Origin of the sequence: Exiguobacterium sp. ZWU0009, assembly GCF_000798935.2 — a bacterium.
Taxonomy (GTDB): domain Bacteria; phylum Bacillota; class Bacilli; order Exiguobacteriales; family Exiguobacteriaceae; genus Exiguobacterium_A; species Exiguobacterium_A acetylicum.
Genome location: NZ_CP018057.1, coordinates 2111383 through 2134239, shown reverse-complemented (window position 1 = coordinate 2134239; position 22857 = coordinate 2111383). Strand labels below are relative to the sequence as shown.

The 22857-nt window shown below is 46.9% G+C and carries 25 protein-coding genes and 1 other annotated feature (1 of these 26 only partly in view); of the genes, 24 read left to right on the top strand and 1 reads right to left on the bottom strand.

Annotated elements, in window-relative coordinates:
• The first annotated feature begins 15 nt into the window (after positions 1–15).
• From rsmD to L985_RS11255, 3 genes are read left to right on the top strand one after another with little or no spacing between them, the layout of a single operon-like run.
• Complete coding sequence (gene rsmD, locus L985_RS11265; RefSeq protein ID WP_071908823.1) at positions 16–597, top strand: 16S rRNA (guanine(966)-N(2))-methyltransferase RsmD; 582 nt, start codon at positions 16–18, stop codon at positions 595–597.
• Positions 594–1085 carry a pantetheine-phosphate adenylyltransferase gene (coaD, locus tag L985_RS11260; RefSeq protein WP_029342153.1) on the top strand — a complete coding sequence of 164 codons (492 nt, stop codon included), beginning with the start codon at positions 594–596 and terminating at the stop codon, positions 1083–1085. The genes rsmD and coaD overlap by 4 nt, the downstream gene beginning before the upstream one ends.
• Entirely contained in the window at positions 1085–2083 is a 999-nt protein-coding gene (locus tag L985_RS11255) for a SepM family pheromone-processing serine protease (RefSeq protein WP_029342152.1), read from the top strand. Before coaD ends, L985_RS11255 begins: the two co-directional genes overlap by 1 nt.
• Here L985_RS11255 and L985_RS11250 read toward each other — a convergent pair.
• Complete coding sequence (locus tag L985_RS11250) at positions 2056–3207, bottom strand: tRNA(Met) cytidine acetate ligase (RefSeq protein ID WP_029342151.1); 1152 nt, start codon at positions 3205–3207, stop codon at positions 2056–2058. The genes L985_RS11255 and L985_RS11250 overlap by 28 nt on opposite strands.
• Positions 3208–3363: 156 nt before the next feature.
• Here L985_RS11250 and L985_RS11245 point away from each other — a divergent pair, with 156 nt between their 5' ends.
• The 21 genes from L985_RS11245 to L985_RS11145 all read left to right on the top strand — a co-directional run bounded on the left by L985_RS11245 (position 3364) and on the right by L985_RS11145 (position 22672).
• On the top strand, positions 3364–3888 hold the full coding sequence (locus L985_RS11245; RefSeq protein ID WP_029342150.1) for a YceD family protein: 525 nt from the start codon (positions 3364–3366) through the stop codon (positions 3886–3888).
• A 46-nt stretch (positions 3889–3934) separates the two neighbouring features.
• On the top strand, positions 3935–4108 hold the full coding sequence (rpmF, locus tag L985_RS11240) for a 50S ribosomal protein L32 (protein WP_012370841.1): 174 nt from the start codon (positions 3935–3937) through the stop codon (positions 4106–4108).
• Between the two features lie 83 nt (positions 4109–4191).
• Positions 4192–5001, top strand: coding sequence for a ketopantoate reductase family protein (locus tag L985_RS11235; RefSeq protein ID WP_029342149.1), 810 nt, complete (start codon positions 4192–4194; stop codon positions 4999–5001).
• On the top strand, positions 4998–5354 hold the full coding sequence (locus L985_RS11230; RefSeq protein WP_029342148.1) for a DUF3397 domain-containing protein: 357 nt from the start codon (positions 4998–5000) through the stop codon (positions 5352–5354). The genes L985_RS11235 and L985_RS11230 overlap by 4 nt, the downstream gene beginning before the upstream one ends.
• 29 nt (positions 5355–5383) lie before the next feature.
• Entirely contained in the window at positions 5384–6946 is a 1563-nt protein-coding gene (gene bshC / locus L985_RS11225; RefSeq protein WP_029342147.1) for a bacillithiol biosynthesis cysteine-adding enzyme BshC, read from the top strand.
• 161 nt (positions 6947–7107) lie between these two features.
• Complete coding sequence (gene rsmH / locus L985_RS11220) at positions 7108–8046, top strand: 16S rRNA (cytosine(1402)-N(4))-methyltransferase RsmH (RefSeq protein ID WP_029342146.1); 939 nt, start codon at positions 7108–7110, stop codon at positions 8044–8046.
• Positions 8047–8059: 13 nt separating this feature from the next.
• Positions 8060–8446, top strand: a complete 387-nt coding sequence (gene ftsL, locus L985_RS11215) for a cell division protein FtsL (protein ID WP_029342145.1) — start codon at positions 8060–8062, stop codon at positions 8444–8446.
• Positions 8443–10581, top strand: coding sequence for a penicillin-binding protein (locus L985_RS11210; RefSeq protein WP_029342144.1), 2139 nt, complete (start codon positions 8443–8445; stop codon positions 10579–10581). The genes ftsL and L985_RS11210 overlap by 4 nt, the downstream gene beginning before the upstream one ends.
• Before the next feature lie 108 nt (positions 10582–10689).
• The gene (locus L985_RS11205; RefSeq protein ID WP_047393720.1) at positions 10690–12009 is read left to right on the top strand and encodes a UDP-N-acetylmuramoyl-tripeptide--D-alanyl-D-alanine ligase; all 1320 of its coding nucleotides are present in this window, start codon (positions 10690–10692) and stop codon (positions 12007–12009) included.
• Between the two features lie 22 nt (positions 12010–12031).
• On the top strand, positions 12032–12994 hold the full coding sequence (mraY, locus tag L985_RS11200) for a phospho-N-acetylmuramoyl-pentapeptide-transferase (protein WP_029342142.1): 963 nt from the start codon (positions 12032–12034) through the stop codon (positions 12992–12994).
• Between the two features lie 33 nt (positions 12995–13027).
• Positions 13028–14374 (top strand): UDP-N-acetylmuramoyl-L-alanine--D-glutamate ligase, encoded by a 1347-nt coding sequence (gene murD, locus L985_RS11195; RefSeq protein WP_047394016.1) that lies wholly within the window; start codon positions 13028–13030, stop codon positions 14372–14374.
• Positions 14371–15465 (top strand): undecaprenyldiphospho-muramoylpentapeptide beta-N-acetylglucosaminyltransferase, encoded by a 1095-nt coding sequence (gene murG / locus L985_RS11190; RefSeq protein ID WP_029342140.1) that lies wholly within the window; start codon positions 14371–14373, stop codon positions 15463–15465. The genes murD and murG overlap by 4 nt, the downstream gene beginning before the upstream one ends.
• A 60-nt stretch (positions 15466–15525) precedes the next feature.
• The gene (locus tag L985_RS11185; protein ID WP_029342139.1) at positions 15526–16305 is read left to right on the top strand and encodes a cell division protein FtsQ/DivIB; all 780 of its coding nucleotides are present in this window, start codon (positions 15526–15528) and stop codon (positions 16303–16305) included.
• Between the two features lie 229 nt (positions 16306–16534).
• Complete coding sequence (gene ftsA / locus L985_RS11180; protein ID WP_047393724.1) at positions 16535–17839, top strand: cell division protein FtsA; 1305 nt, start codon at positions 16535–16537, stop codon at positions 17837–17839.
• 47 nt (positions 17840–17886) lie between these two features.
• Positions 17887–19041: a cell division protein FtsZ gene (gene ftsZ, locus L985_RS11175; protein WP_029342137.1), complete on the top strand. Its 1155-nt coding sequence runs from the start codon at positions 17887–17889 to the stop codon at positions 19039–19041.
• Between the two features lie 84 nt (positions 19042–19125).
• Positions 19126–19902, top strand: a complete 777-nt coding sequence (pgeF, locus tag L985_RS11170) for a peptidoglycan editing factor PgeF (RefSeq protein WP_047393727.1) — start codon at positions 19126–19128, stop codon at positions 19900–19902.
• On the top strand, positions 19889–20560 hold the full coding sequence (locus L985_RS11165; protein WP_029342135.1) for a YggS family pyridoxal phosphate-dependent enzyme: 672 nt from the start codon (positions 19889–19891) through the stop codon (positions 20558–20560). Before pgeF ends, L985_RS11165 begins: the two co-directional genes overlap by 14 nt.
• Positions 20561–20753: 193 nt before the next feature.
• Entirely contained in the window at positions 20754–21080 is a 327-nt protein-coding gene (locus tag L985_RS11160) for a cell division protein SepF (RefSeq protein ID WP_231496839.1), read from the top strand.
• A gap of 17 nt (positions 21081–21097) precedes the next feature.
• Positions 21098–21358, top strand: coding sequence for a YggT family protein (locus tag L985_RS11155; RefSeq protein WP_148662064.1), 261 nt, complete (start codon positions 21098–21100; stop codon positions 21356–21358).
• Positions 21355–22125 (top strand): YlmH family RNA-binding protein, encoded by a 771-nt coding sequence (locus tag L985_RS11150; RefSeq protein ID WP_029342133.1) that lies wholly within the window; start codon positions 21355–21357, stop codon positions 22123–22125. The genes L985_RS11155 and L985_RS11150 overlap by 4 nt, the downstream gene beginning before the upstream one ends.
• A 25-nt stretch (positions 22126–22150) precedes the next feature.
• Positions 22151–22672 carry a DivIVA domain-containing protein gene (locus L985_RS11145; protein ID WP_023468794.1) on the top strand — a complete coding sequence of 174 codons (522 nt, stop codon included), beginning with the start codon at positions 22151–22153 and terminating at the stop codon, positions 22670–22672.
• Positions 22673–22857: a binding site (T-box leader), on the top strand (it continues 56 nt past the right edge of the window).

Genomic DNA, 22857 nt, shown 5'->3' with positions numbered 1-22857 from the left:
TCTTTGTTGAAAGGAATGAAGGAAATGCGAGTCATTTCAGGGGAACGGAAAGGTACACGATTAAAAGCAGTACCAGGGGATCAGACACGACCGACTACGGATAAGGTAAAAGAATCTTTATTCAACGTCATCGGTCCTTATTTCAATGGAGGACGGGCACTGGATCTGTTTGCGGGGAGCGGTGGTCTTGGGATTGAATCTCTGTCAAGAGGATGCGATGAGGCAGTGTTCGTCGACCAACACCATAAAGCGGTCCAAACGATCCAAGATAACTTACGAACGACGCACTATACGGACCAAGCACGTGTTTTGAAAAAAGATGTAGCGATCGCTTTAGCGGAACTCGCATCTGAAGAGCCGTTTAAATTGATTTATTTAGACCCTCCTTATGCAAAAGAGCGATTGACGGAACATGTCACATACATAGAGCAACATGATATGCTGACGGACAACGGTGTCATCGTCTGTGAACATGACTCTGCTGTTGAATTACCGGACCGGATCGGACGGCTAGAAGTCGTGCGTCGACTTCGTTATTCTGCTGTCATCTCGATCACATTGTACGAATTCATGGAAGCGGAGGAAGACCACGAATGAAACGAATCGCCATTTGCCCAGGTAGCTTTGATCCGATCACGAACGGACATTTAGACATCATCGAGCGTGCCGTTCCGATTTTTGATGAGATCATCGTTGCCGTACTGAATAATTCTTCGAAGCAACCACTCTTTTCTGTCCAGGAACGGATGGAGTTGATTGCCGATGTGACGTCGCACCTACCTCAAATCAAGGTGGATTCCTTTAATGGTCTACTTGTCGATTATGCGGCGGAAGTCGGTGCAACCGCGATTGTCCGCGGTCTACGAGCAGTTTCGGATTTTGAATACGAAATGCAAGTCGCTTCCATCAACAAGAAGATGAACGATCAAATCGAGACACTGTTCATGATGACGAATAATCAGTATTCCTTCTTGAGTTCTTCGATCGTTAAGGAGGCTGCCAAATATGGTGCTTCCGTTGCCGATCTCGTACCGCCTTCCGTCGAAGAGGCGCTACGTCAGAAATATACGAAAGGAGAACTGTGATGAAAGCTTGGAAACCCGCCTTAGCAGCTATCGTTGCTGCCTTGATCGTATTTTTCGTACCACTTCCTTATTTCATCTCTTATCCAGGTGATGCGACGTCGACAGAAGATTTGATCGAAGTATCTGGAGGCGACAAGGAACCGGGAGATTTGATGATGCTGACGATCGCACAACGTCGGGCCACGCCTTACTTTCTCATTGAAAGCTTATTTCTACCGTTCTCCGAAACATCGAGTGTAAGTGATTATCTGTACGACGGCGAGTCGGACGCGCAGTATGAAACGCGTCAGAAGCTGTATATGGAAGAAGCGCAACATAACGCAACGATCGAAGCGTATGAATTGGCGGATCAAAAGGTCGATGTCGATTTCGAAGGGATTTACGTCTCTGGGGTCATTCCCGGTGGTCCAGCTGAGGGGAAACTGAAAGCAGGGGATCGCATTACAAGTATTGACGGAAAACCGATTACGTCATTCGAAGGTTTCATGAAGACGATTCAAGCAAAAAAAGCAAAAACAGCTGTTCCGATTCAGTTCACGCGTAAATCGGAAGACAAGAAGACGACGATTCGAGTGGATCAGTTATCCAAAGAGGTTAAGCGCGTCGGGCTCGGCATTTACGAACCGCTTCCGATCTCAAACGTGACGACGGATCCTGATATTGCGTTTCAGGTCGAAGACGTCGGAGGACCTTCTGCTGGGATGATGTTCACCCTTGAAATCTATGACCAATTGACGCCGGGAGATTTGGCGAAAGGGCATAAAATCGCCGGCACAGGAACGATTGAAGAAGGCGGCAAGGTAGGACCGATTGGTGGAGCGTGGCAAAAGGTGGTCGCTGCAGACGAGGCAGAAGCAGAAATCATGTTCGTACCAGCAGGAGAGAACTACATAGAAGCAAAACCATCCATCAAAAAACTCGGAACGAACATGAAGCTCGTTCCGATCAAGACAGTCGAAGATGCGATTGATTATTTAGAAGAACTTCCAGCAAAATAAGGGAAACGACGGTGTTCGAGCAACGCGTCGTAGCGAGCCAAGGGCAGTGCATATGCAGCTGTCACTTGGCTTTCTTTCGTTAGCCAAGGATGACTCGTAAAGGTACTGAAGACGGTAGTCCGCGTTTTGATGGTTTTGAGTGCTTGTCGTCCTCGTTCTGAAAAGGCGAGGGGACGAACAAAATCAATATGGTCGTAATCAATCCGTGCGACCTCCTCTGCTGTCGTTGAGGTCAACAGATAGATCAGGGCACGTTGCAGGCTCGTCCGCGTATAACGGCGTGTTTTGACGTAATTCAGAAAGGTATCGAACGTCGTTGCTTGTTTCGCCCCTTCGATGAGTCGTGGCGCTAACGAAGCGTTGATCCCAGCGATTCGTATCAACTCGGGTACTGGGGTTGTCAGTAGACGTTGTCGAATCCACGGATAATAGTGCGAAAAGTTGGCGAAAGAGGCGTTTGCTAAGACGTCTTCGGTTTGTTCAGGAAGTGCGAGCAGCTGACCGTGCGTTTGATGATGGGCGCGTATCGCGGTGGCGCTCATGATGTCTCCGGTTGATAAGTCGTGGTAGCCACTTCCAATCCGTTTCGTCGTGTGAAGCGATAGGGTATTTGCGGCGCGAGCGTAATAATAGCCAAGCGTATTGTTCGGTTGTGTCAAATCAAGCGTTCCTGAGACGCTCTTGAATGCTAGACTAGCGGCGTGAGCAGAAGAGAGACCAGATGCCAAACCATCGTGTAACGCTTGCTTGTAAGCAAGTGTCTCTTCGATCTGTTCCGCTGACGCATGCAGAAAAGGTTCGATGTCTCCACACTCGCTTCCGAACGAAAGCGATTGACAGCCGATCGTCTCGGCAATCGTCACACCACCGAGTGCAAAACGATCAGCACGCTGGACAGCAAAATAGAAGGGGAGTTCAAGAACGAGATCGATGGCACCGCTCGCGACCGCTGCCTGAGCACGTGTCCATTTGTCTGTAAAGGCGGGTTCACCACGCTGCATGAACGTTCCGCTCATGATGGCGACGATGACGTCGGCATCCGTTTCCCGTCGTGCTGTCGTCGCTTGATAATAGTGTCCGTTATGAAACGGATTGTACTCTGAAATGATAGCTGTCATCCTCATGAAAACTTTCTCCTTTGCAAACCGAATTAAGTGCGGTAATATGGATAAAGACGTCCAAAAGTGTTCGTTCTCTAGCGATTTCAGTGTAAAGAAAAAACATTGACAAAACAAGATGTCCTCTCTATAATTCATATTGTTGCAATTGAGGTGATTCGGATGAAATGGTCCCTGATGCAATTGAATAAATTGCGCAATCTGGGTCAACTTCAGGTTAACGAGACGATCGAGCTCAATGAGCTAGTCGCCCTCCATCCGGATATCCGGGCGGTGCAACCTGTGCACGTTCGTGCAAATGCATCGTTTACATCGAATCAATTAATATTCAATCTTCGGATCACTGGCGAAATGACGCTTCCGGATGCCCGGACGCTAAGTGACGTCGCTTATCCATTCGAGATTGAATCCATCGAGCCATTCCTGCTCGAGGTCGATGCTGTTTCGAACGAAGCAGATGACATCAACGTACCGATCGGGAATACGGTCGATCTTCGACCGCTCGTGCAAGAATTGATTTTACTTCATGTGCCAGTGCAAGTGCATGGGGATGATGAAGAGAATCAGTTGGTTGAGGGGGAAGGCTGGACGATTCTTTCTGAAGAAGATCCAGAGGAAACCGAACCAAAAATCGATCCGCGACTCGCGGGTCTCGCTCAGTTCTTTAAAAAAGATCAGGATTCCTGATTTCTGAAGTAAAGGCGAGTGTATTTTTTCAAGGAGGTGGACAACGATGGCAGTACCATTCCGCAGAACGTCGAAAACACGCAAACGTCTTCGCCGTACTCATTTCAAACTCCGTGTACCAGGTATGGTCGAGTGCCCAAACTGTGGTGAAATGAAACTTTCACACCGCGTTTGTAAAGCATGTGGCTCGTACAAAGGTAAAGAAATCGTCAGCAAATAAGCTGATTGATCGGTATAAAAGCGACCTTCGAATCGAGAAATCGGTTTTAAGGTCGCTTTTTTCATGAAAGGGGACATGAATAGATGAATGTTGGAATCATTGGCGCGGGTGCCATCGGGTTGTTGCTTGCCTCTTATTTATCGGAAGAGCATGCAGTTACGCTTTATGTGCGACAGGAACAAGATGAGGAACGACCAATCATTCGTGATGGACAGGCGAGTCGTCTCGTACGGATCCGGAAGATTGATCGGCTCGAGTCAGAAGACTTGGTGTTTGTCGCGACAAAGTCGTATGATATAAAAAGTGTGATTCCATTCCTCGAACGGCTGACGTGTCCCGTCATGTTCCTGCAAAATGGAATGGATCATTTGAAATGGAAAGAGCAATTGCCGCATGTCTTATTTGGTGTCGTCGAACATGGTGCCATGCGTACTGCACCGTTTGAAGTTCAGCATACTGGAAATGGCCGCATCCGCTACGGCAATCAAGAGGTAGCGAACTTGTCGTCAAAGCAACTGTGCTTTGAATTCGAGTCAGATATGGAAGCCGTTTTATTGACGAAGCTATTCATCAACGTCGTCATTAATCCAGTGACGGCTTATTACGGTGTTGAGAATGGATCCTTGTTAGAGATGCCTTATCGAGAAGAAGCCCATCAATTATTTGACGAAATGCGGACGATTTTCCCGCACCATGACATTACTTATTCCGAGATCGAGCGGATCATGAAGAATACGAGCAAAAATCGTTCTTCCATGTTACGAGATTTTGAGTATGGACGACGAACGGAAGTAGAACCGATACTTGGATACGCATTACGTCAGGCGACGACTGCGACGCCACGTTTATCTTTTTATTATGAACAGATCAAACAGAGGGAGGGTCCGCAGTGACAGTCTTCATCATTTTTCCTTTATTCAGCCTGATTGCGTTGTATCTCGTCTTTCTACTTCTATTTCGGAAACATGGGAAGGCCGTTCGAGTTGCACTCGACTTTGGAACGTTCATCGTTCTGTATGCGATTCATGTTGCATTGATTGCCTTGACCGGAACAAATTACTTAGGGTGGATCGTCATCGTCGTGTTGTTGGTATTTGCGTTGAATGCGCTCTGGCAACGAATTCGTCAACTTGACGTTGATTTGAGACAAATGATTCGCCACAGTTGGCGGATCATCATCTTGCTGGCATTACCCGTCCATTTCATACTGTTCGTACTTGGTATTCGTCAACTGTTCATCAGTTGACCAGTTAGGTAAGAAAGAAGGGATTTTGTTTGAAGGTACAACCATTTGAAGCCTTATACGATGATAACTCGTTGATGCATCGTGCTTCACGAGAAGAATTCTTAACATATGTCGACCATCTTGGTGAGAGTGGTTTAGCGTCAAGGAGCCGCTTGCTCGAAGGTCGTCATTATCCGCATCTTGCGGCACTGACAGACGAACTTGAACGTCAAAATCCGAACATGACGGAGCGTTTGCGGGAGCGCGTCGCGAAGCTTCGTACGGGTGAAGCTCAAGTTGTCATTACAGGGCAACAAACGGGGATCTTTGGCGGACCATTATATGCGATCTATAAATTGTTGACCTGTCTTAAGGTCGCGCAGCAGGCGGAGACGACACTTGGGCGACCTGTCGTTCCGATTTTTTGGCTCGCGACCGAAGATCACGATTTTGATGAGATTAACCATGTTTACGTTCCGACAGCGGATTATCAAACGCGTAAAATCGCTGTTGCACCTACAGAATCGATTGCCCGCTCGGTCAGTCGACTCTCTTTTGATCAAGCAACACTTCTTGAAATCATCGAAGAGACATTCCGAGCAATGCCAGAAACGGTTCATACGAAACGATTAATTGCGCGTCTGAAGCAAATCGTTGAAGCGTGTACATCCTATGGGATGTTTTTCTCGCAATTGATCGGTGAATTGATCGATTATGATGTCGTCTTCTTTGATGCGGATACACATTCTGTCCGTGAACTCGAGATTCCGTTCTTTGAACGGTTGATTCAAGACAATGCGGAATTTAGACGAGCATTGACGGATGGTATTTCACAGACGCAAGAGTTACCGGATACGTTCTTGAACGAGGAAGCGGCGCATCTTTTCGTCGATGATCATGGTCGTCAGTTGCTTTATCCGACAGCAGACGGATTCGAGACGAAACAAGGAAAGCAATATACGGAGCTTGAATTGATCGCGTTGCTGTACGCCAGTCCGGAACGTTTCTCCAACAGTGTCGTCACACGTCCATTGATGCAGGATTACCTGTTCCCGACGCTTGCCTATATCGGGGGTCCGGGGGAGTTAGCATACTGGACACGCTTACGACCGCTCTTTCATCACCTGAATTGGACGATGCCGCTATTGATTCCCCGCATGGGCGGGGTAATCGTGCGTCATAGCGATGAAAAGCGTCTTGCTAAACTCGAGGTATCGCTCGAAGAAATCGTCCGTTCAGGCGTTCCGATTCCGCTCTATTCAGAAGAGAAGATGACAGGACGTATGCAGACGGCAGCGATGCTAAAAGACAGTTTCGTCTCCGAGTTTCTCTCGCTCGAACAGCATTTACTGCGGACGTCGAGTAAGAGTGAGAAGGTCAAGAAACAGCTCGAACAAGCAATTGCTAGTTTGCTAGCAGAAGATCGACGTCAGTTTGATCGACAAACACGGCAATATAAAGAGACGGCTTACCATCTCCTTCCTGATGGAGCGCCACAAGAACGGATGCATTCTGTCCTCCCGTGGTTGAATCATCATGGTCCTGATTTTGTGCGGGACTTAAGGACAGCCTATGAAGCGAATGCGAGTGATCAACTGAAGATTTTCCTCTAAACCTGCTGAAACTAGCAGGTTTTTTCGGTTTTTTAGCGAAAATTACACAAAAGTTAAATAAATCAAGGAAACTGTCTCATTTTCGTAACGTTTTCACGAGAGAATGTGATACATTGAAAAAGAGTAACGTCCTTCAAGGACAGTGAAAGGTGAGGCAGGACATGTTTGAGCATGAAACAGTATTGAAATGGGAGTCGATCGAAGGACTCGCGATTAAACCCGACGGCATTTACGTCGATTGTACATTAGGTGGAGCAGGACACAGCGAAGAGATCGTCAAGCAACTGACGACAGGTCATCTGTATGCATTTGATCAAGATGATGTCGCCCTCGCTCATGCAGCAGAACGTCTCGCGGCGTATGAAGGTCGCTTTACTTTAATAAAGAGTAATTTTGCTTATTTAAAAGAGCAGTTGGCAGCACATGGAGTCGAGAAAGTGGACGGCATCTTATTCGATCTCGGTGTCTCTTCACCACAATTAGACGAAGGGGAACGGGGATTTAGTTACAATCACGACGCACGTCTCGACATGCGCATGGATCAATCTTCTCCACTTTCTGCCTACGAAGTCGTCAATGAGTGGCCGTACAATGATCTCGTACGTATCTTCTTTACATACGGGGAAGAGAAGTTCTCGAAACAGATTGCGCGCAAAATCGAAAAAGCGCGGGAAGAGCGACCGATCGAGACGACGTTCGAACTCGTCGAATTGATCAAGGATGCGATTCCGGCACCAGCACGACGTAAAGGTGGTCACCCTGCGAAACGGACATTCCAAGCAATCCGGATCGCCGTCAATGATGAACTGAATGTCTTTGACCGTGCAGTACACCAAGCCATTGATTTATTACGGGTCGGTGGACGTCTATGTGTCATTACGTTCCATTCACTTGAAGATCGCATGTGTAAACAAGCAATCAAAGAAAAATCATCACTACCCGAGCTTCCACCGGGGTTACCGATGATTCCCGTCGAAATGGAGCCGGAACTCCGACTCGTCACACGCAAGCCGATTACGGCTGGTGTTGAAGAGCTCGATGATAACCGTCGCGCCCGATCGGCAAAATTACGAGTTGCTGAAAAAATGAAAGAAACTTGAGAGGAGCATTCCAATGGCAGAACCACTTCGTAAATCGGTCCAAACGGTTCAACCCGTTCGTCAACAACCTGTTCAGGAACCACGAAAGACGGAAGATATCGCGCGTCGCGTCGCCGTCCGTCCGAAGTATCGCTTGTACCCCTTTGAAAAATTCTTATACAGCGCGATGATTGGTGGTCTTGTGTTATTTGGGAGTTTGACGATCAGTACGCATAACGAAGCGTATAATGTGAGCCGTGATTTAGCGAAAGAGAACCAAGTCACACAATCACTCCAAAAAGAAAACGAACGTTTACAACTAGAGGTCACGAACTTAAGCTCTCCGGAACGGATTTATAAGATTGCAAAAGAACAGGGTCTTGATATGCGTAAAGGGAACATCAAGGTGATTCCTAAATGAATCCACTGAAAAAATCCCGTTGGAGAGTAGCCTTTATCATGGTGATATTTGCTACTCTCTTTTTTGTGTTCATTGGTCGATTTTTGTATTTAGCAACGACAAAACAGTTCCACGGTGAAGATATGATTGCATACGCGGAAAAGAAACGATGGGAGTCTCAAGAAACGCTTGGAGCAGAACGTGGCGAGATTTTCGACCGTCTCGGTTCCCCGATTGCGATCAACATTCCATCCTATCATCTGATTGGCGTTTATCGACTGGGTGGTGTCAAAGATCCAGATGAGACGATCGTCGATTTTAAAAAGACGGCTGAGGGTCTTGCGCCGATTCTTGGGATGACGACAAAGGAACTGGAGACCTATCTGATTGAAAATAAAGACCGTTCTCAAATTGAGTTCGGAAAAAAAGGAAATGATTTGACGCTTGATCAAAAAGAGAAAATCGACAATCTGAAGCTTCCTGGCATCCGGATGATTGAAGAGCCGAAACGATACTATCCGAACGGTATCTTCTTGTCTGATACACTTGGGTTCGTTCAAAAGATCACCGAGGAAAATGGTCGGGTCGCTTTACAAGGTCAGATGGGAATCGAGAAGCAGTATGATAATGCTTTAAGTGAATCTTACGGAGCTCGTGTCTTTGAAAAGGATCGTAGCGGTAATCCGTTGATTCAAGGCGCGTCACGTGTCTCGAACGAACCAAAGGATGGATCGAATCTCTATTTAACGATCGATCATCGAATCCAACAGTCACTTGAAAAAGAGATGCAAAAAATGTACAACACGTACAAACCGAAAAATGCGACAGGTATCGTCATGGATGCGAAGACTGGTGAAATCCTCGCCATGGCGGATCGCCCATCGTTCAACCCGAATTTACGTGATATGAAAGATTTCACGAATTTTGCCGTCTCGTCACGATTCGAGCCAGGTTCGACGATGAAAATCTTTACGCTCGCAGCGGCGATTGATGCGGGAGTGTTCCGTCCGAATGAGATGTATAAATCGGGTAGTTATAACTACAAAGGAACGGTCATCAAGGATTATAATGATGTCGGTTGGGGAACCATCCCGATGATTGAAGGGGTCTATCACTCCTCAAACGTCATGTTCTCGAAGTTAACAGCAGAAAAACTTGGGATTGAACGGTATAAAGATTACTTTAAGAAGTTTCATTTTGACCAACGAACGGGTATAGACATCTCGGGAGAAGTAAATAGTCAATCTGACTTGTCTAAACCGTTGAATGCGCTCATCACCTCATGGGGGCAATCGACTGCGGTCACGCCGATGCAATTGCTTCAAGGAGCGACAGCAATCGCTGGAGACGGCGAGATGGTCAAACCGCATATCATCCAAAAAGCGGATCATACGGATAAGGCACCATACCGAGCGAAAACAGAAGTCGTCGGTAAACCGATTTCTGCTGAAGCGGCAAAAGCAACACGCGAAGCACTGGACGGTGTCGTCAACAGTAAGCTTGGTACAGGTCAAATGTATAAGTTGAAAGACTACCGAGTCATCGGGAAGACCGGTACGGCTCAGATTTCTGAGAATGGAAAGTATATTCAAGGACAATTCATTCACTCGTTCATCGGTATGGCCCCAAAAGATGATCCGGAATTGATCATGTACATCGCGGTCGATCGTCCATCGAAAAACGAATCATCCGTCTCTGGTCCGCTCATCATGAGTCCTGTGTTCAAAAGTGTCATGAATACGGCACTACAGTATCGTAGCATCCAACCGGAAACGCAAAAGGATTCAGTGGATGTCAAAGCGAAGATCACGCCAAGTTATATCAAAAAGAGTGCTCGACAAGCGACTGACCTAGCAAAAGAACAAGAGGCAGTTGCGATCATCCTAGGCGATGGTGCTGAAGTCGTTTCGCAGATTCCATCCCGTGGACAGGAATTCGTCAGCGGAGAACGTGTCTTGCTGAAAACATCAAATACGTTTAAGATGCCGGATTTGACCGGTTGGTCGCAACGAGACGTCAAAAAGCTTGTCAGCTTATATGATTTGAAGCTCGACGTCATCGGTAAAGGTTTTGTAACCAAACAATCGGCTCGAACTGGTACACTAGTGAAGGAAAATGGAAAGTTGACGGTCGAACTAGCTGAACCTAAAGAGTAACGGTAGAGCAAGTTTCCTGATTTCTACAGGAAGACGAGGACGAACAGGAGTCATTCGTTGACTTTTGCATTCGTCCTCTTTTGCTGTCATCGAATGGAGGTATATATCATGTTAACAATTACGCAACTCGCTGAATGGTTGCATCTCGATGTCAAAGACGACCGTGTCGTCCGGCACTTTGCAACGGATTCGCGCGCGCAACTGGAAGACGGTCTCTATGTACCGATTCAGGGAGCACGCGTTGATGGTCATCGATTCCTTGAAGGTGCAAAAAATCAAGGAGCGATCGTCACCTTATGGAAGAAAGGCATTGATCGACCAGATATCGATGTCGTTTTCTTGGAAGTTGATGAACCATTGGTTGCCCTGCAACAAATCGCAAAACGATACTTAATGCAGATTGCGCCAAAAATCGTCGCCATCACTGGATCGAATGGGAAGACGTCGACGAAGGACATGGTCGAAAGTGTACTCAAGACGACGTTCAAGACACATAAGACACAAGGAAACTTCAATTCGGATATCGGAATGCCGTTAACGATTCTCATGATGCCGGCTGATACGGAAGTCGCTGTGCTTGAGATGGGAATGAACGGATTTGGCGATATTGAATTCCTATCGAATCTAGCTGAGCCAGATATCGCACTCGTCACGAATATCGGCGAATCGCATGCGGAGCAAGTCGGTGGACGCAGTGGCATAGCCAAAGCGAAGCTTGAGATTCAATCCGGACTCAAGCCAGGTGGTCATTTATTCGTTGATGGTGACGAACCACTTCTCGCAGAAGTCGAAGCGGAGAAGATCGGCTATCAGATCGGAAATACGTACCGGATCGAAACGAAGGAAGCAACATTCTTTGGGACGGCCTTTACTTACGATGGCACCGCTTTTCATCTGCCAGTGTTAGGAAAGCACCAAGTCCGAAATGCAGCATACGCGATCGCGACAGCACGTGCACTTGGCGTGACAGACGCCCGGATTCAAGAAGGGTTCGATGCTGTTGAATTGACACCGATGCGGATGGAACGACTGCTCTTTGAGGAGACTGCAGTCATCAATGATGCGTATAACGCGAGTCCGACATCGATGAATGCGGCGATAGAGACCGTCACTGCGCTGGAAGGGTATACGACACGAGTTCTCGTCCTCGGCGATATGTATGAATTAGGGGACCAAGAACGCTTATTACATGCCTCGGTCGGAAAGCGGATTGCGTTACCCGTTTCGCATGCTATCCTAGTAGGGGAGAAAGGCGCGTGGATTGCTGAAGGAATCAGCGACCCGTCTGTTCAAATCCAATTCGCAGCAACTGTCGAGGAGGCTGCAAAACGATTGTATTCGCTGCTCGGAGAACGAACAATCGTCTTATTGAAAGCGTCACGTGGGATGGCGCTCGAACGGATATTAACCTATCTGAACGAAAACTAATTTTTGAAAAAGGGTGTCTGCTATGATCACATTATTCATCAGTCTTATTCTTGCATTTCTTGTTGTACTACTTATAATGCCAAAGGCGATTCCGTTTCTACACCAATTGAAGTTCGGTCAGGAAATTCGGGAAGAAGGACCGCAATGGCATCAGGTCAAATCAGGAACACCGACAATGGGTGGAATCGTCATTCTTGTCGCGATGATCGTCAGCGTTCTCGGTGCAGTCGTCATGGGCGATCTATCGACAACACAATTATCGTTACTGTTTTTAACACTTGCTTATGGCGTGATCGGCTTCATTGATGATTACATCAAAGTCGTCAAGAAACGTAACCTTGGTCTGAATTCGAAACAAAAATTAATTGGACAAATCGTCGTCGGATTGTTATTCGTCTGGTTGAGTGGTGGATTTACGAGTGATGCGACGTATCTATCGATTCCATTTACAGATTTTGAGCTTGATTTCGGTATCGTCTATCCGTTCGTTGCCTTGTTCTGGTTAGTCGGCTTCTCAAATGCAGTCAACTTGACGGATGGTCTAGATGGTCTCGTGTCGTTCACAGCGATTCCAACATTCTTGTTCTTCGGATTATACAGTTGGTTTATCGCGGATGAAGTAGGCGCTGCTTGTTTTGCTTTCTCAGCAGTCGGTGCATTGATCGGATTCCTGTTATTCAATGCGCACCCAGCGAAGATCTTCATGGGAGATACAGGTTCACTAGCACTTGGGGCTGCACTAGCAGGTCTATCGATTGTCTTAAAACTGGAATTACTACTCGTCTTAATCGGTATCGTTTTTGTTGTCGAGACATTATCAGTCATTCTACAAGTCATCTCCTTTAAGACGACAGGGAAACGAATTTTCAAAATGAGCCCAATTCACCACCACTTCGAAATGGTCGGTTGGAGCGAATGGCGGATCGTCGGTACATTCGCAGGAATCAGCTGTTTGATGGCATTCATCGCCTATCTATTCGTGTAATAAAAAAGAAGAGAGAAAGTGAGCGATTCAACAATGGAACAACGACAATGGAATGATCAAAAAGTGCTCGTTCTCGGAACGGCGAAAAGTGGAATCGCAGCAGCTCGGTATTTAGCGAGTGTTGGTGCAGAAGTAACGGTCAATGACGGGAAAACGCCGTCCGAGAGTGATCAAGCAACGCTTGCATCACTCGACGTTAAGACGGTCTACGGTGAGCATCCGCTCACACTACTCGACGACATCGATCTGATCGTCAAGAATCCAGGGATTCCGTATCACATCGATCTGCTACAAGAAGCGCTACGACGCGACATTCCGGTTTGGACAGAGGTAGAGCTGGCGTATCAAGCAACAGATGCGACGTGGATTGCCATCACAGGATCGAACGGGAAAACGACGACGACGACGCTTGTCCATGAGTTGTTGAAAACCGGTACTCGGCGTGTACATTTGGCAGGAAACATTGGATTCCCGGCAATTGAAATCGCATGTCAGGCGAAACAGGACGATATCATCGTCATCGAATTATCAAGTTTTCAATTGATGGGGATCGAGCAGTTCCGACCGTACACGGCAGCCTTTTTGAATTTATCACCGGCACATCTGGATTATCATGGTGATTTTCAATCGTATGGCGAAGCGAAAGCCCGGATCTTTAAGAACATGAAAGAAACAGATCGTCTTGTCTTGAATGCCGATGATACGTCCGTCAATGCGCTCGGAAAGACTGCTGAAGTAACGCCGCTCTTGTTCTCTCGTCGTCAATCGGCGTATGCAGAAGTCATAAACGATACGTTGACAATCAATGGAACGAGTATCTTACCTGTTGATGAACTGGCTCTCGGTGGTGGGCATAATGTCGAGAACGTTCTCGCAGCCTTAACACTCGTCGAACCATTTAACTTAGCATTATCTGACGTTCAACATGTTCTACGGACGTTCGGTGGTGTAGAGCACCGGACACAGTTCGTTGGTGAAGTTGCTGGACGAAAAGTTTACAACGACTCAAAAGCGACGAATAATGTTGCGACGGAAGCGGCGTTATCCGGATTTACGGCACCCATCATCTGGTTATGTGGCGGACTCGAGCGTGGAGCGGATTTGACACCGTTACTCGATGCAATGAAGCATGTCAAACATGTCATCGGACTTGGTGAAACGGGTCATCGATTCGGAACGCTTGCGTCAGAAAATGGCTATGCGTCAACTGTCGTTGAGGCGATGGATGAAGCCGTGAAAGTAGCGTTTGAAGTATCGCAACCCGGCGACATCATTCTTCTGTCACCAGCATCTGCAAGTTGGGATCAATACAAGACATATGAAGAGCGCGGCGATCATTTCGTTCGTGCCGTACATGAAGTAGGAGGAACAACAGTATGAAAATCGTCGTCTCTGGAGGCGGTACAGGTGGTCATATCTATCCGGCACTCGCCATGATTCGGGAGCTCGAACAACGCATGCCGTGTGAGGTCCTCTATATCGGAACAGAAAATGGTCTCGAGGCGGATATCGTCCGTCGCGCGGGAATTTCATTTGAATCGATTGAGATTTCTGGTATCCGTCGTTCCTTGTCATTCGAAAACGTCAAGACCGGCATCCGATTCGTCAAGAGCGTCCGGCGTGTTCGTCGACTACTGCGCCAGTTCCAACCGGATATCGTCGTCGGTACAGGTGGGTTCGTTTGTGGACCGGTATTGTATACGGCTGCAAAAATGGGTTTCAAGACACTCGTTCATGAACAAAACAGTCTGCCTGGTATCACGAATAAATTCTTAGCTCGGTATGTGGATCGGGTTGCACTCTCTTTTAAAGGATCTGGGCATCACTTCGGTAAGAATGAAGCGAAGACGGTTTTAATCGGAAATCCGCGTGCTTCTGAAGTGGCAGAGCTCAACATCAATCCGCTTGAAGAGCGACAACGTTTCGGTTTTGAGGAAGGACGCCCTCTCATCGTCATCTATGGCGGTAGTCGTGGCGCACCGGCGATCAACGAAGCAGTCGTCGATATGATGCCAAAGGTCGAGCAAGCAGGATGGTCGCTCCTCTTCGTTACTGGTCAAATTCATTACGATACGATTGTGTCACGCGTTGGTTCCGTACCAGAACGCATTCAACTTCGCCCATTCGTATATGATTTACCAAACATCTTAAAAGCAAGTCAACTCGTCATTTCGCGTTCGGGAGCAAGTACGCTGGCAGAGCTGACGACACTCGGCTTACCAAGTGTGCTCATCCCGAGTCCTTACGTGACGGAAAATCATCAAGAGGTCAATGCCTCATCGCTTGTCGAGACAGGTGCGAGTCTATTGATTCGTGAACAAGAGCTAACGGGTGATCGATTGTTTGAGGCATGTGAAAAAGCATTAGCACAACAACAAATGATGTCTGAAGCGGCGCTTGCCCTCGGTATGCCGAATGCTTCACGGGACTTAGTTGATGAATTGTTACGATTGACGGCACAAAAAAACTAAACTATTGCAGGAAAAGACCGATAGGGAAATGAACTGTTACGTATAGAGGGGGAATGAGACGTGAGGGAACGGAGAGCGGTCGGACGACCACAAGAGGACGAGAACGTCCGTAGTCTCGAGGATAAGATACCTTATATCCGTGAACAACGTCGCAAAAAAGCCAACCGAAGACTCATTTATGTCCTGATTCTGATTGGTCTATTGGTCGGTGTCGTCTTTTATCTACAATCGAGTTATTCTCGGGTTGCTCAATTTGATATCGATGGTAATGTCAATGTGAAGTCTGCTGATATCTTGCAAGCGTCTGGGATTAAGGTGAAGGAAACACACGCCTTTAATGTATCGGAGGAAGACGTTCTTGAGCGAATCGAGAAGGTTCCGGGTATTCAAGAAGCGACGATGCAAAAACAGTTTTTGCATCAATATCGCGTGACGGTGACGGAAGAGAAAGAGATTGCTTACGCGAAGGATAAACCGGGAGACCGGATCGTGCTTGCGGACGGAACAATCATTCCTGGAAAGTCGAAGGAAGAACTATTCGATGCTCCGATCTTGACAGGATTCACGGATCAGTCATTAAATCGATTGACGAAGGAACTCGTTAAAATTGAGCCGAAAGTACGGAGCCGGATTTCCGAAATCGTCGCAAACGATAAGACGGACAAAGGTGGTCTGAAGTTATTCATGACGGATGGGAATACGGTATTACTCAGTACGTCTGCCTTTTCAAATTCCTTGAATGAGTACGTGAAGGTCATTTCTGCCTTACCGAAAGGAAAGACGGGAACAATTACAATTGATGGCGGTATCTATTTCAAACCATATAAAGGGAAAAAATAGAAGATTCGTAAAGGGCTGATGAACAAAAAAACAAACGTGTGTTTTCATTCGTCGACTGTTATTCGAATCGTCATCAAATCGTAATCTATTCGAACGCTAAGACGGGCAATAACTTCTTTTCGTAAGTATTTATATAGTGTAGACTTAAACGAGAAGAAGCCTGTCCTGTTCCTAGAATATAATTAGGAATAAAAAGGATTAGTATTATGAAAGTGGAGGTGTCACTCCCATGGAAACGAAAGGTACGATTGCCGCACTCGACATAGGGACATCGGAGGTGAAACTCATCGTCGGTGAACTACTTGGTGGAACGCTGAACGTTCTTGCTGAAGGTTCTGCACCATCCGCGGGTGTTAAACGAGGTGTCATCGTTGACATCGATCAAACGGTACATGCCATTAAACAAGCGGTCACGGAAGTGGAACGTACACTTGGTGAACCAATTGGTGAAGTATATGTTGCTATTTCTGGCGAACACATTCAAGTGAAGGATTGCCAGGGGATGACATCGATCAAAGGTGAGGACAATGAAATCACGGATGATGACGTGAAAGATGTTCTGCATTCTGCGATGGTCATGCGAATTCCAAACGAACTCAGTGTCGTCGATGTTCTGCCGAAGACGTTTACGGTCGATCAGCAAACGGAGATCACTGATCCTAGAGGAATGATTGGTTATCGTCTCGAAGTAACAGGGAAGCTCATCATCGGAGCAAAGACGATCCTACATAGCATTAAACGTTCCATTGAACGGGCTGGTTTAGAGCTTGCTGGATATGTGCTGGAGAGTTTAGCGGTATCTAGAATCGCAGCATCGATTGATGAACTCGAACTCGGTGTTGGAATCATCGACATCGGACATGAGACGACGACACTTTCCATCTATGAAAAGAATGATCTCGTCTACTCGACGACGTTGCCATACGGTGGCGATCATCTGACACGTGATTTGACGTATAAGATGAATTGTAAATATCAAGATGCGAAGCTCGCAAAAGAAGAGTACGGTGTTGCACTTGAAGCACTCGGTGATCCGGAAGAGAAAGTTTCTTACGTCACGATCAACGGGGAACATCGTTTCGAGCCACAATCAGAAATCGGTTTCGTGTTAGAAGCACGACTTGAGGAAATCTTCGAGATGATTCAAAAACGAATGACGCAAGCAGGATACGCTCATATGAACAGCGGTTTAATCTTGTGTGGTGGAAGTTCTTCACTGCCGGGAATCGACCAGCTTGGAAAACGAATCTTCAAGCAGAGCGTCAATGTCTATCAACCTGCTAGTCTTGGTATTCGTCATCCGAAGTATGCCGTCGCAGCTGGTATGTTACGTTATGTACTTTCACGAAGCGCCGTATCGAAATCAGGTTTCGACCGCGCGGAAGAGAAGGAAGTCGTAGCACACGGACGTGAACAGGATGCACTGCTCATGAACGAACAAGCGGCACCTGTTCGAGAAGAACGGTCGACACGTGAACAGCCTCCAAAAGAGAAAAAGTCATTCAGCAGTTTCTTTGAGAAATTCTTTGGTTAATGCCTACAAAAAATCCAATGAGTAAAAAATATTAGGGGGCCCTTTTTATGTTGCATTTTGATGAAATGATGGACCAAGTAGCAAAAATCAAGGTCATCGGTGTAGGTGGTGGCGGTTCGAACGCCGTCAACCGAATGATTGAACACGGTGTCCAAGGCGTAGAATTCATCGCAGTAAACACGGATGCGCAGGCATTGAATATGTCACAAGCTGACGTAAAACTACAACTCGGTGCTAAATTGACACGCGGTCTCGGTGCGGGTGCCAATCCGGAAATCGGTAAAAAAGCGGCGGAAGAGAGCCGTGAGCAATTAACGGAAATCCTTTCTGGCGCTGACATGGTCTTCGTCACAGCGGGAATGGGTGGCGGAACGGGTACGGGAGCTGCTCCTGTCATCGCGGAGATTTCAAAAGAGATCGGCGCATTGACAGTCGGTGTCGTTACAAAACCATTCATGTTTGAAGGACGCAAACGGATGCAACATGCTGTTTCAGGTGTCCAGAACTTCAAAGAAAAAGTCGATACGTTAATCGTCATCCCGAACGACAAGTTGCTTGAAATCGTCGATCGGAATACACCAATGCTTGAAGCGTTCAAAGAAGCGGATAACGTCTTGCGTCAAGGTGTACAAGGTATTACCGACTTGATCGCCGTACCTGGTCTCATCAACCTCGACTTCGCCGATGTGAAGACGATCATGACCGAAAAAGGTTCTGCATTGATGGGTGTAGGGGTCGCAACAGGCGAACACCGTGCGACGGAAGCAGCGAAAAAAGCGATTTCGAGTCCGTTGCTTGAGACATCAATCGAAGGCGCAAAAGGTGTTCTGATGAACATCACGGGTAGTGCGAACCTTAGCTTGTACGAAGTGACGGAAGCCGCACAAATCGTTCAGAGTGCAGCCGATGAGGAAGTCAACTTGATCTTCGGTTCTGTCATCAACGATAACCTCGAAGATGAAATCATCGTTACAGTCATCGCGACAGAGTTCGAAAACGAACCACTCGATTTCGAAATTCCATCGGCACAAGAGATGATGAAGAATCTTCTAAAGAAAAAACAAGCGACTCCACCACCAACAGAGGAGTCAAAACCACAAGTCGAAGAGACACCTGTCAGCTCGAATCCTGAACCGGCTAAAGCGCCAGATGTCGAAGAAACGATGGACATCCCATCTTTCCTTCGCCGGAATAATCGTTGATCGATGTTCCAGTGACACGACTGCTAAACGATGAGGTGTCGCGAAAGCGGCGCCTTTTTTTTAAAAATCAAAGGAGGCATGAACATGTTTGGACAATGGATCAAATGGGATACACCGACAGGTACCGTACGTGCCGCCTTTACGACGAAGTTCGCTGCCCCTCATGAAAACGGAAATTTAGGATTACATGTCAACGATGATCGCGACGGTGTCATCCAGAACCGACAAGTCATCGCACGTCAGCTTGATCTATCCCTCGAGAACTCGATTTGGGCACAGCAAGTTCACGGAAATCACGTCGAACAGGTGACGACACTTGACTCTGGGCGCGGTGCTTTGGATTACGAAACAGCGATTCCGGGTACAGATGGATTGGTGACGACTGATTCGAATGTTTTATTGATGATGCTCTTCGCTGACTGTGTTCCGCTTGTCTTCTGTGATCCGACGACAGGAATCATCGCGAATACGCACGCCGGTTGGCGCGGAACTGTCGGCAATATCGTCGAGGAAACAGTCAAGCAAATGGAACGTGCGGGTGCGAGTCGTTCATCGATTCAAATGGTCATTGGTCCATCAATCCGTGATTGTTGTTACGAAGTCGATCAACCCGTCATCGATGCAATCGATGCGCTTGAACTCGATGAGTCTCCTTACATACGCAAGGAAGATGGAAAAGCGATGTTATCGCTACAAAAAACGAACGCTGCGCTAGCTGAGCGTTGTGGAGTCGGTGATGTCCTGGACACAGGTCTATGTACACACTGTCAGGCGGAAGATTACTTCTCTTATCGCCACGGCGACCATGGTGGTCGCTTTGCAAGTTTGATCGTAAAGGAGTCATTGGATGTCAATTCTTGATAATGTACAAGAGGTTACGAAACGAATGGAACAAGCAAGCGAAAAGAGTTCTTCTGAAAAGCAGGTACAGTTGATTGGCGTGACGAAATCAGTCTCAAGTCAAGTTGCTTCTGAATTATTAGCAGCAGGTGTGACACATCTCGGTGAAAATCGCCCGGATAGACTACTCGAAAAACAGGCAGAGCTCGGACGAACGGCATGTACGTGGCACTTCATCGGTACGTTACAGACACGTAAAGTTCGTCAAATCATTGATGCCATTGACGTGCTGCATTCCCTCGACCGTCTTCATTTGGCGGAAGAGATCAATAAACGAACGGACCGAATTATTGATTGTTTCATTCAAGTCAATGTTTCCGGAGAAGAATCGAAGCAAGGCATTGCACCTGAGGATGTACCTTCGTTCTTACATGAAATCGGTCAGTATCCAGCGATTCGTGTCATCGGACTGATGACGATGGCACCGTTAACGGAAGATACGACGCGTATCCGTGAGGTATTTCGTTCATTAAAAACATTGCAAGAAGAGGTCAAGGCGAAAAAATTGTCGTATGCTCCATGTATGGAGTTATCTATGGGAATGTCGTCTGATTTTGAGATCGCCATCGAAGAAGGGGCGACGTTCGTCCGAATCGGGACGACGCTCGTTCACACCTAAACGAGAAGAAGGGAGAATGGATATGGGTTTTAAATCAAAAATGCAAAATCTATTTCTCGGCAACAGCGACGATTTAGATGAACTTGAATATGAAAATGATGCTACAATAAATAAAGGTAGAGGTGCTTCACAACAAGAGTATGAAGAGTATTACGAGGAATCTACCCCAAGTGTTACTCAAAAGGAGGACAGCGTGAGACAATCGAATATCGTGCCGCTTCATGCGACGAAAAAAACGAAATCGCAAGTCATTTTGAGTGAACCACGTGTCTTCAACGAAGCCCAGGAAATCGGGGAACATCTTCGTCAGAACCGTGCTGTCATCGTCAATATGCAGCGTATGTCAAAAGATCAATCACGACAGATGATCAACTTCTTATCTGGTGTCGTCTTCGCTCTCGATGGAACGATTACGACGATCAGTCAGAATACCCTCCTCTGTGTTCCGAACAACGTCGAGTTGGCTGGTAGCATCTCGAATCTTCTTGGAGAAGATGATATTAATCATAAGGGGTGGTAAGTGTGGATTCTCAAGTGATGTACGCAATTGGTCGTACATTGAGTACGTTATTACAGTATTACAGTTACGTCATGATCGTTTATATCCTGCTATCGTGGTTCCCGAATGCCCGTGATTCGAAATTCGGACAAGTGCTCGCGATGTTAGTCGAGCCATTCCTAGCGCCCTTCCGTCGTATCATCCCGCCTATCGGGGGCATGCTGGATATCTCGCCGATTGTAGCCTTCCTCGTCTTGAACTTGGCTCAATCGGGCATTCGAGCAATCTTTTTAGTATGAGCGTATACGATCATTATCGTGGAAGCGAGCGGGAATTCGTCGATTCAGTCTTGAACTGGATCGATCATGTGGAAGCGACCTATACGTTCAAATTAACGGATTTCCTAGATCCACGTGAACAACAAATCACACAAGAACTCGTCGGTTCGAAATGCGCCCTCTTTTTTGAGGGCGGTTTCGAAGGCGCTGAACGTAAACGGGCAATCCTCGCACCAGATTATTATGAATACAACGCGGATGACTTTGACATTTCCATCTATCGCATTCATTATCCTACTAAATTCGTTGAACTTTCTCATCGTCAAGTCACCGGTACATTATTGAACGTCGGATTGAAACGAGCCAAATTCGGCGACGTCATCATCCAGGATCAAGTACAATTTGCCGTCGCGGACGAAGTCGCGACCTATATCGAAGCAAACGTCGAACGAGCAGGGAAGACGAAGATTCGTCTTTCGCGTGTTGAGGCGGAAGACCGTTTGAAAGTGAAGGATCAAGAGTGGGAAGAAACACTTGGGTTCGTCAGTTCACTTCGGTTCGATACGGTCGTGAGTGAAATTCTAGGCTTCTCACGTCAAAAAGCACAGACGCTCATTAAACAAGGTGAAAGTAAGGTCAATTATAAAGTAGTGGATGATTCAAGCTTCATGCTAGAAGAAGGTGACTTGCTTTCCTTGCGTGGAACGGGACGTGTCAAGTTGATTGCAATCCTCGGATCAACAAAACGTGACCGGATCAAGCTACAATACGGTATTTTAAAAGGATAAGATAAATGCGGAGGAGGAATTCATCATGCCATTAACGCCACTCGATATTCATAATAAGGAGTTCACACGAAAGTTTCGCGGCTATGACGAAGATGAAGTGAACGAATTCCTAGATCAAGTCATCAAGGACTTTGAATTGTTGTTACGTGAGAATCGTCAACAACAGGAAGTCATCCAAAATATGCAAGCACGCGTCGACTACTTCAGTTCGATGGAAGAAACATTAAACAAATCGATCATCGTCGCACAGGAAGCGGCTGAAGAAGTCAAAGCCAATGCTTCAAAAGAAGCGAGCTTGATCCTAAAGCAAGCAGAACGTGAAGCAGAGCAGTTGCAAGATGCGGCGCAACGCCGGGCACAACGGACAGACTTCGAAGTGGAGCAGATGCGCAAGAAAATCGAGCTTTACCGCAACCGGTTTAAAGTGTTGATCGATGCACAGATGGAATTGTTGACGAGCCACGACTGGGATGCGTTTGATTTCTCTTCTCGTGGAGCGCTTGACGATGTTCCGGCAGTTGCGTATAATGACGACGATGTCGTATAAATAAAATCAATGATAAGGACACGTCGCATCTTGGACGGTTGACAGCGAATCGGGGAACGGTGGGAGCCCGAGCAACGAAAAAGATGGGGTATCCCCTTAGAGTGCATGACTGAACGTTCGCTGAACAGTAAGCCATGCCGGTTCACTCCCGTTATCGAGTACTTAAGCGGTCCTGTGTCATCGAA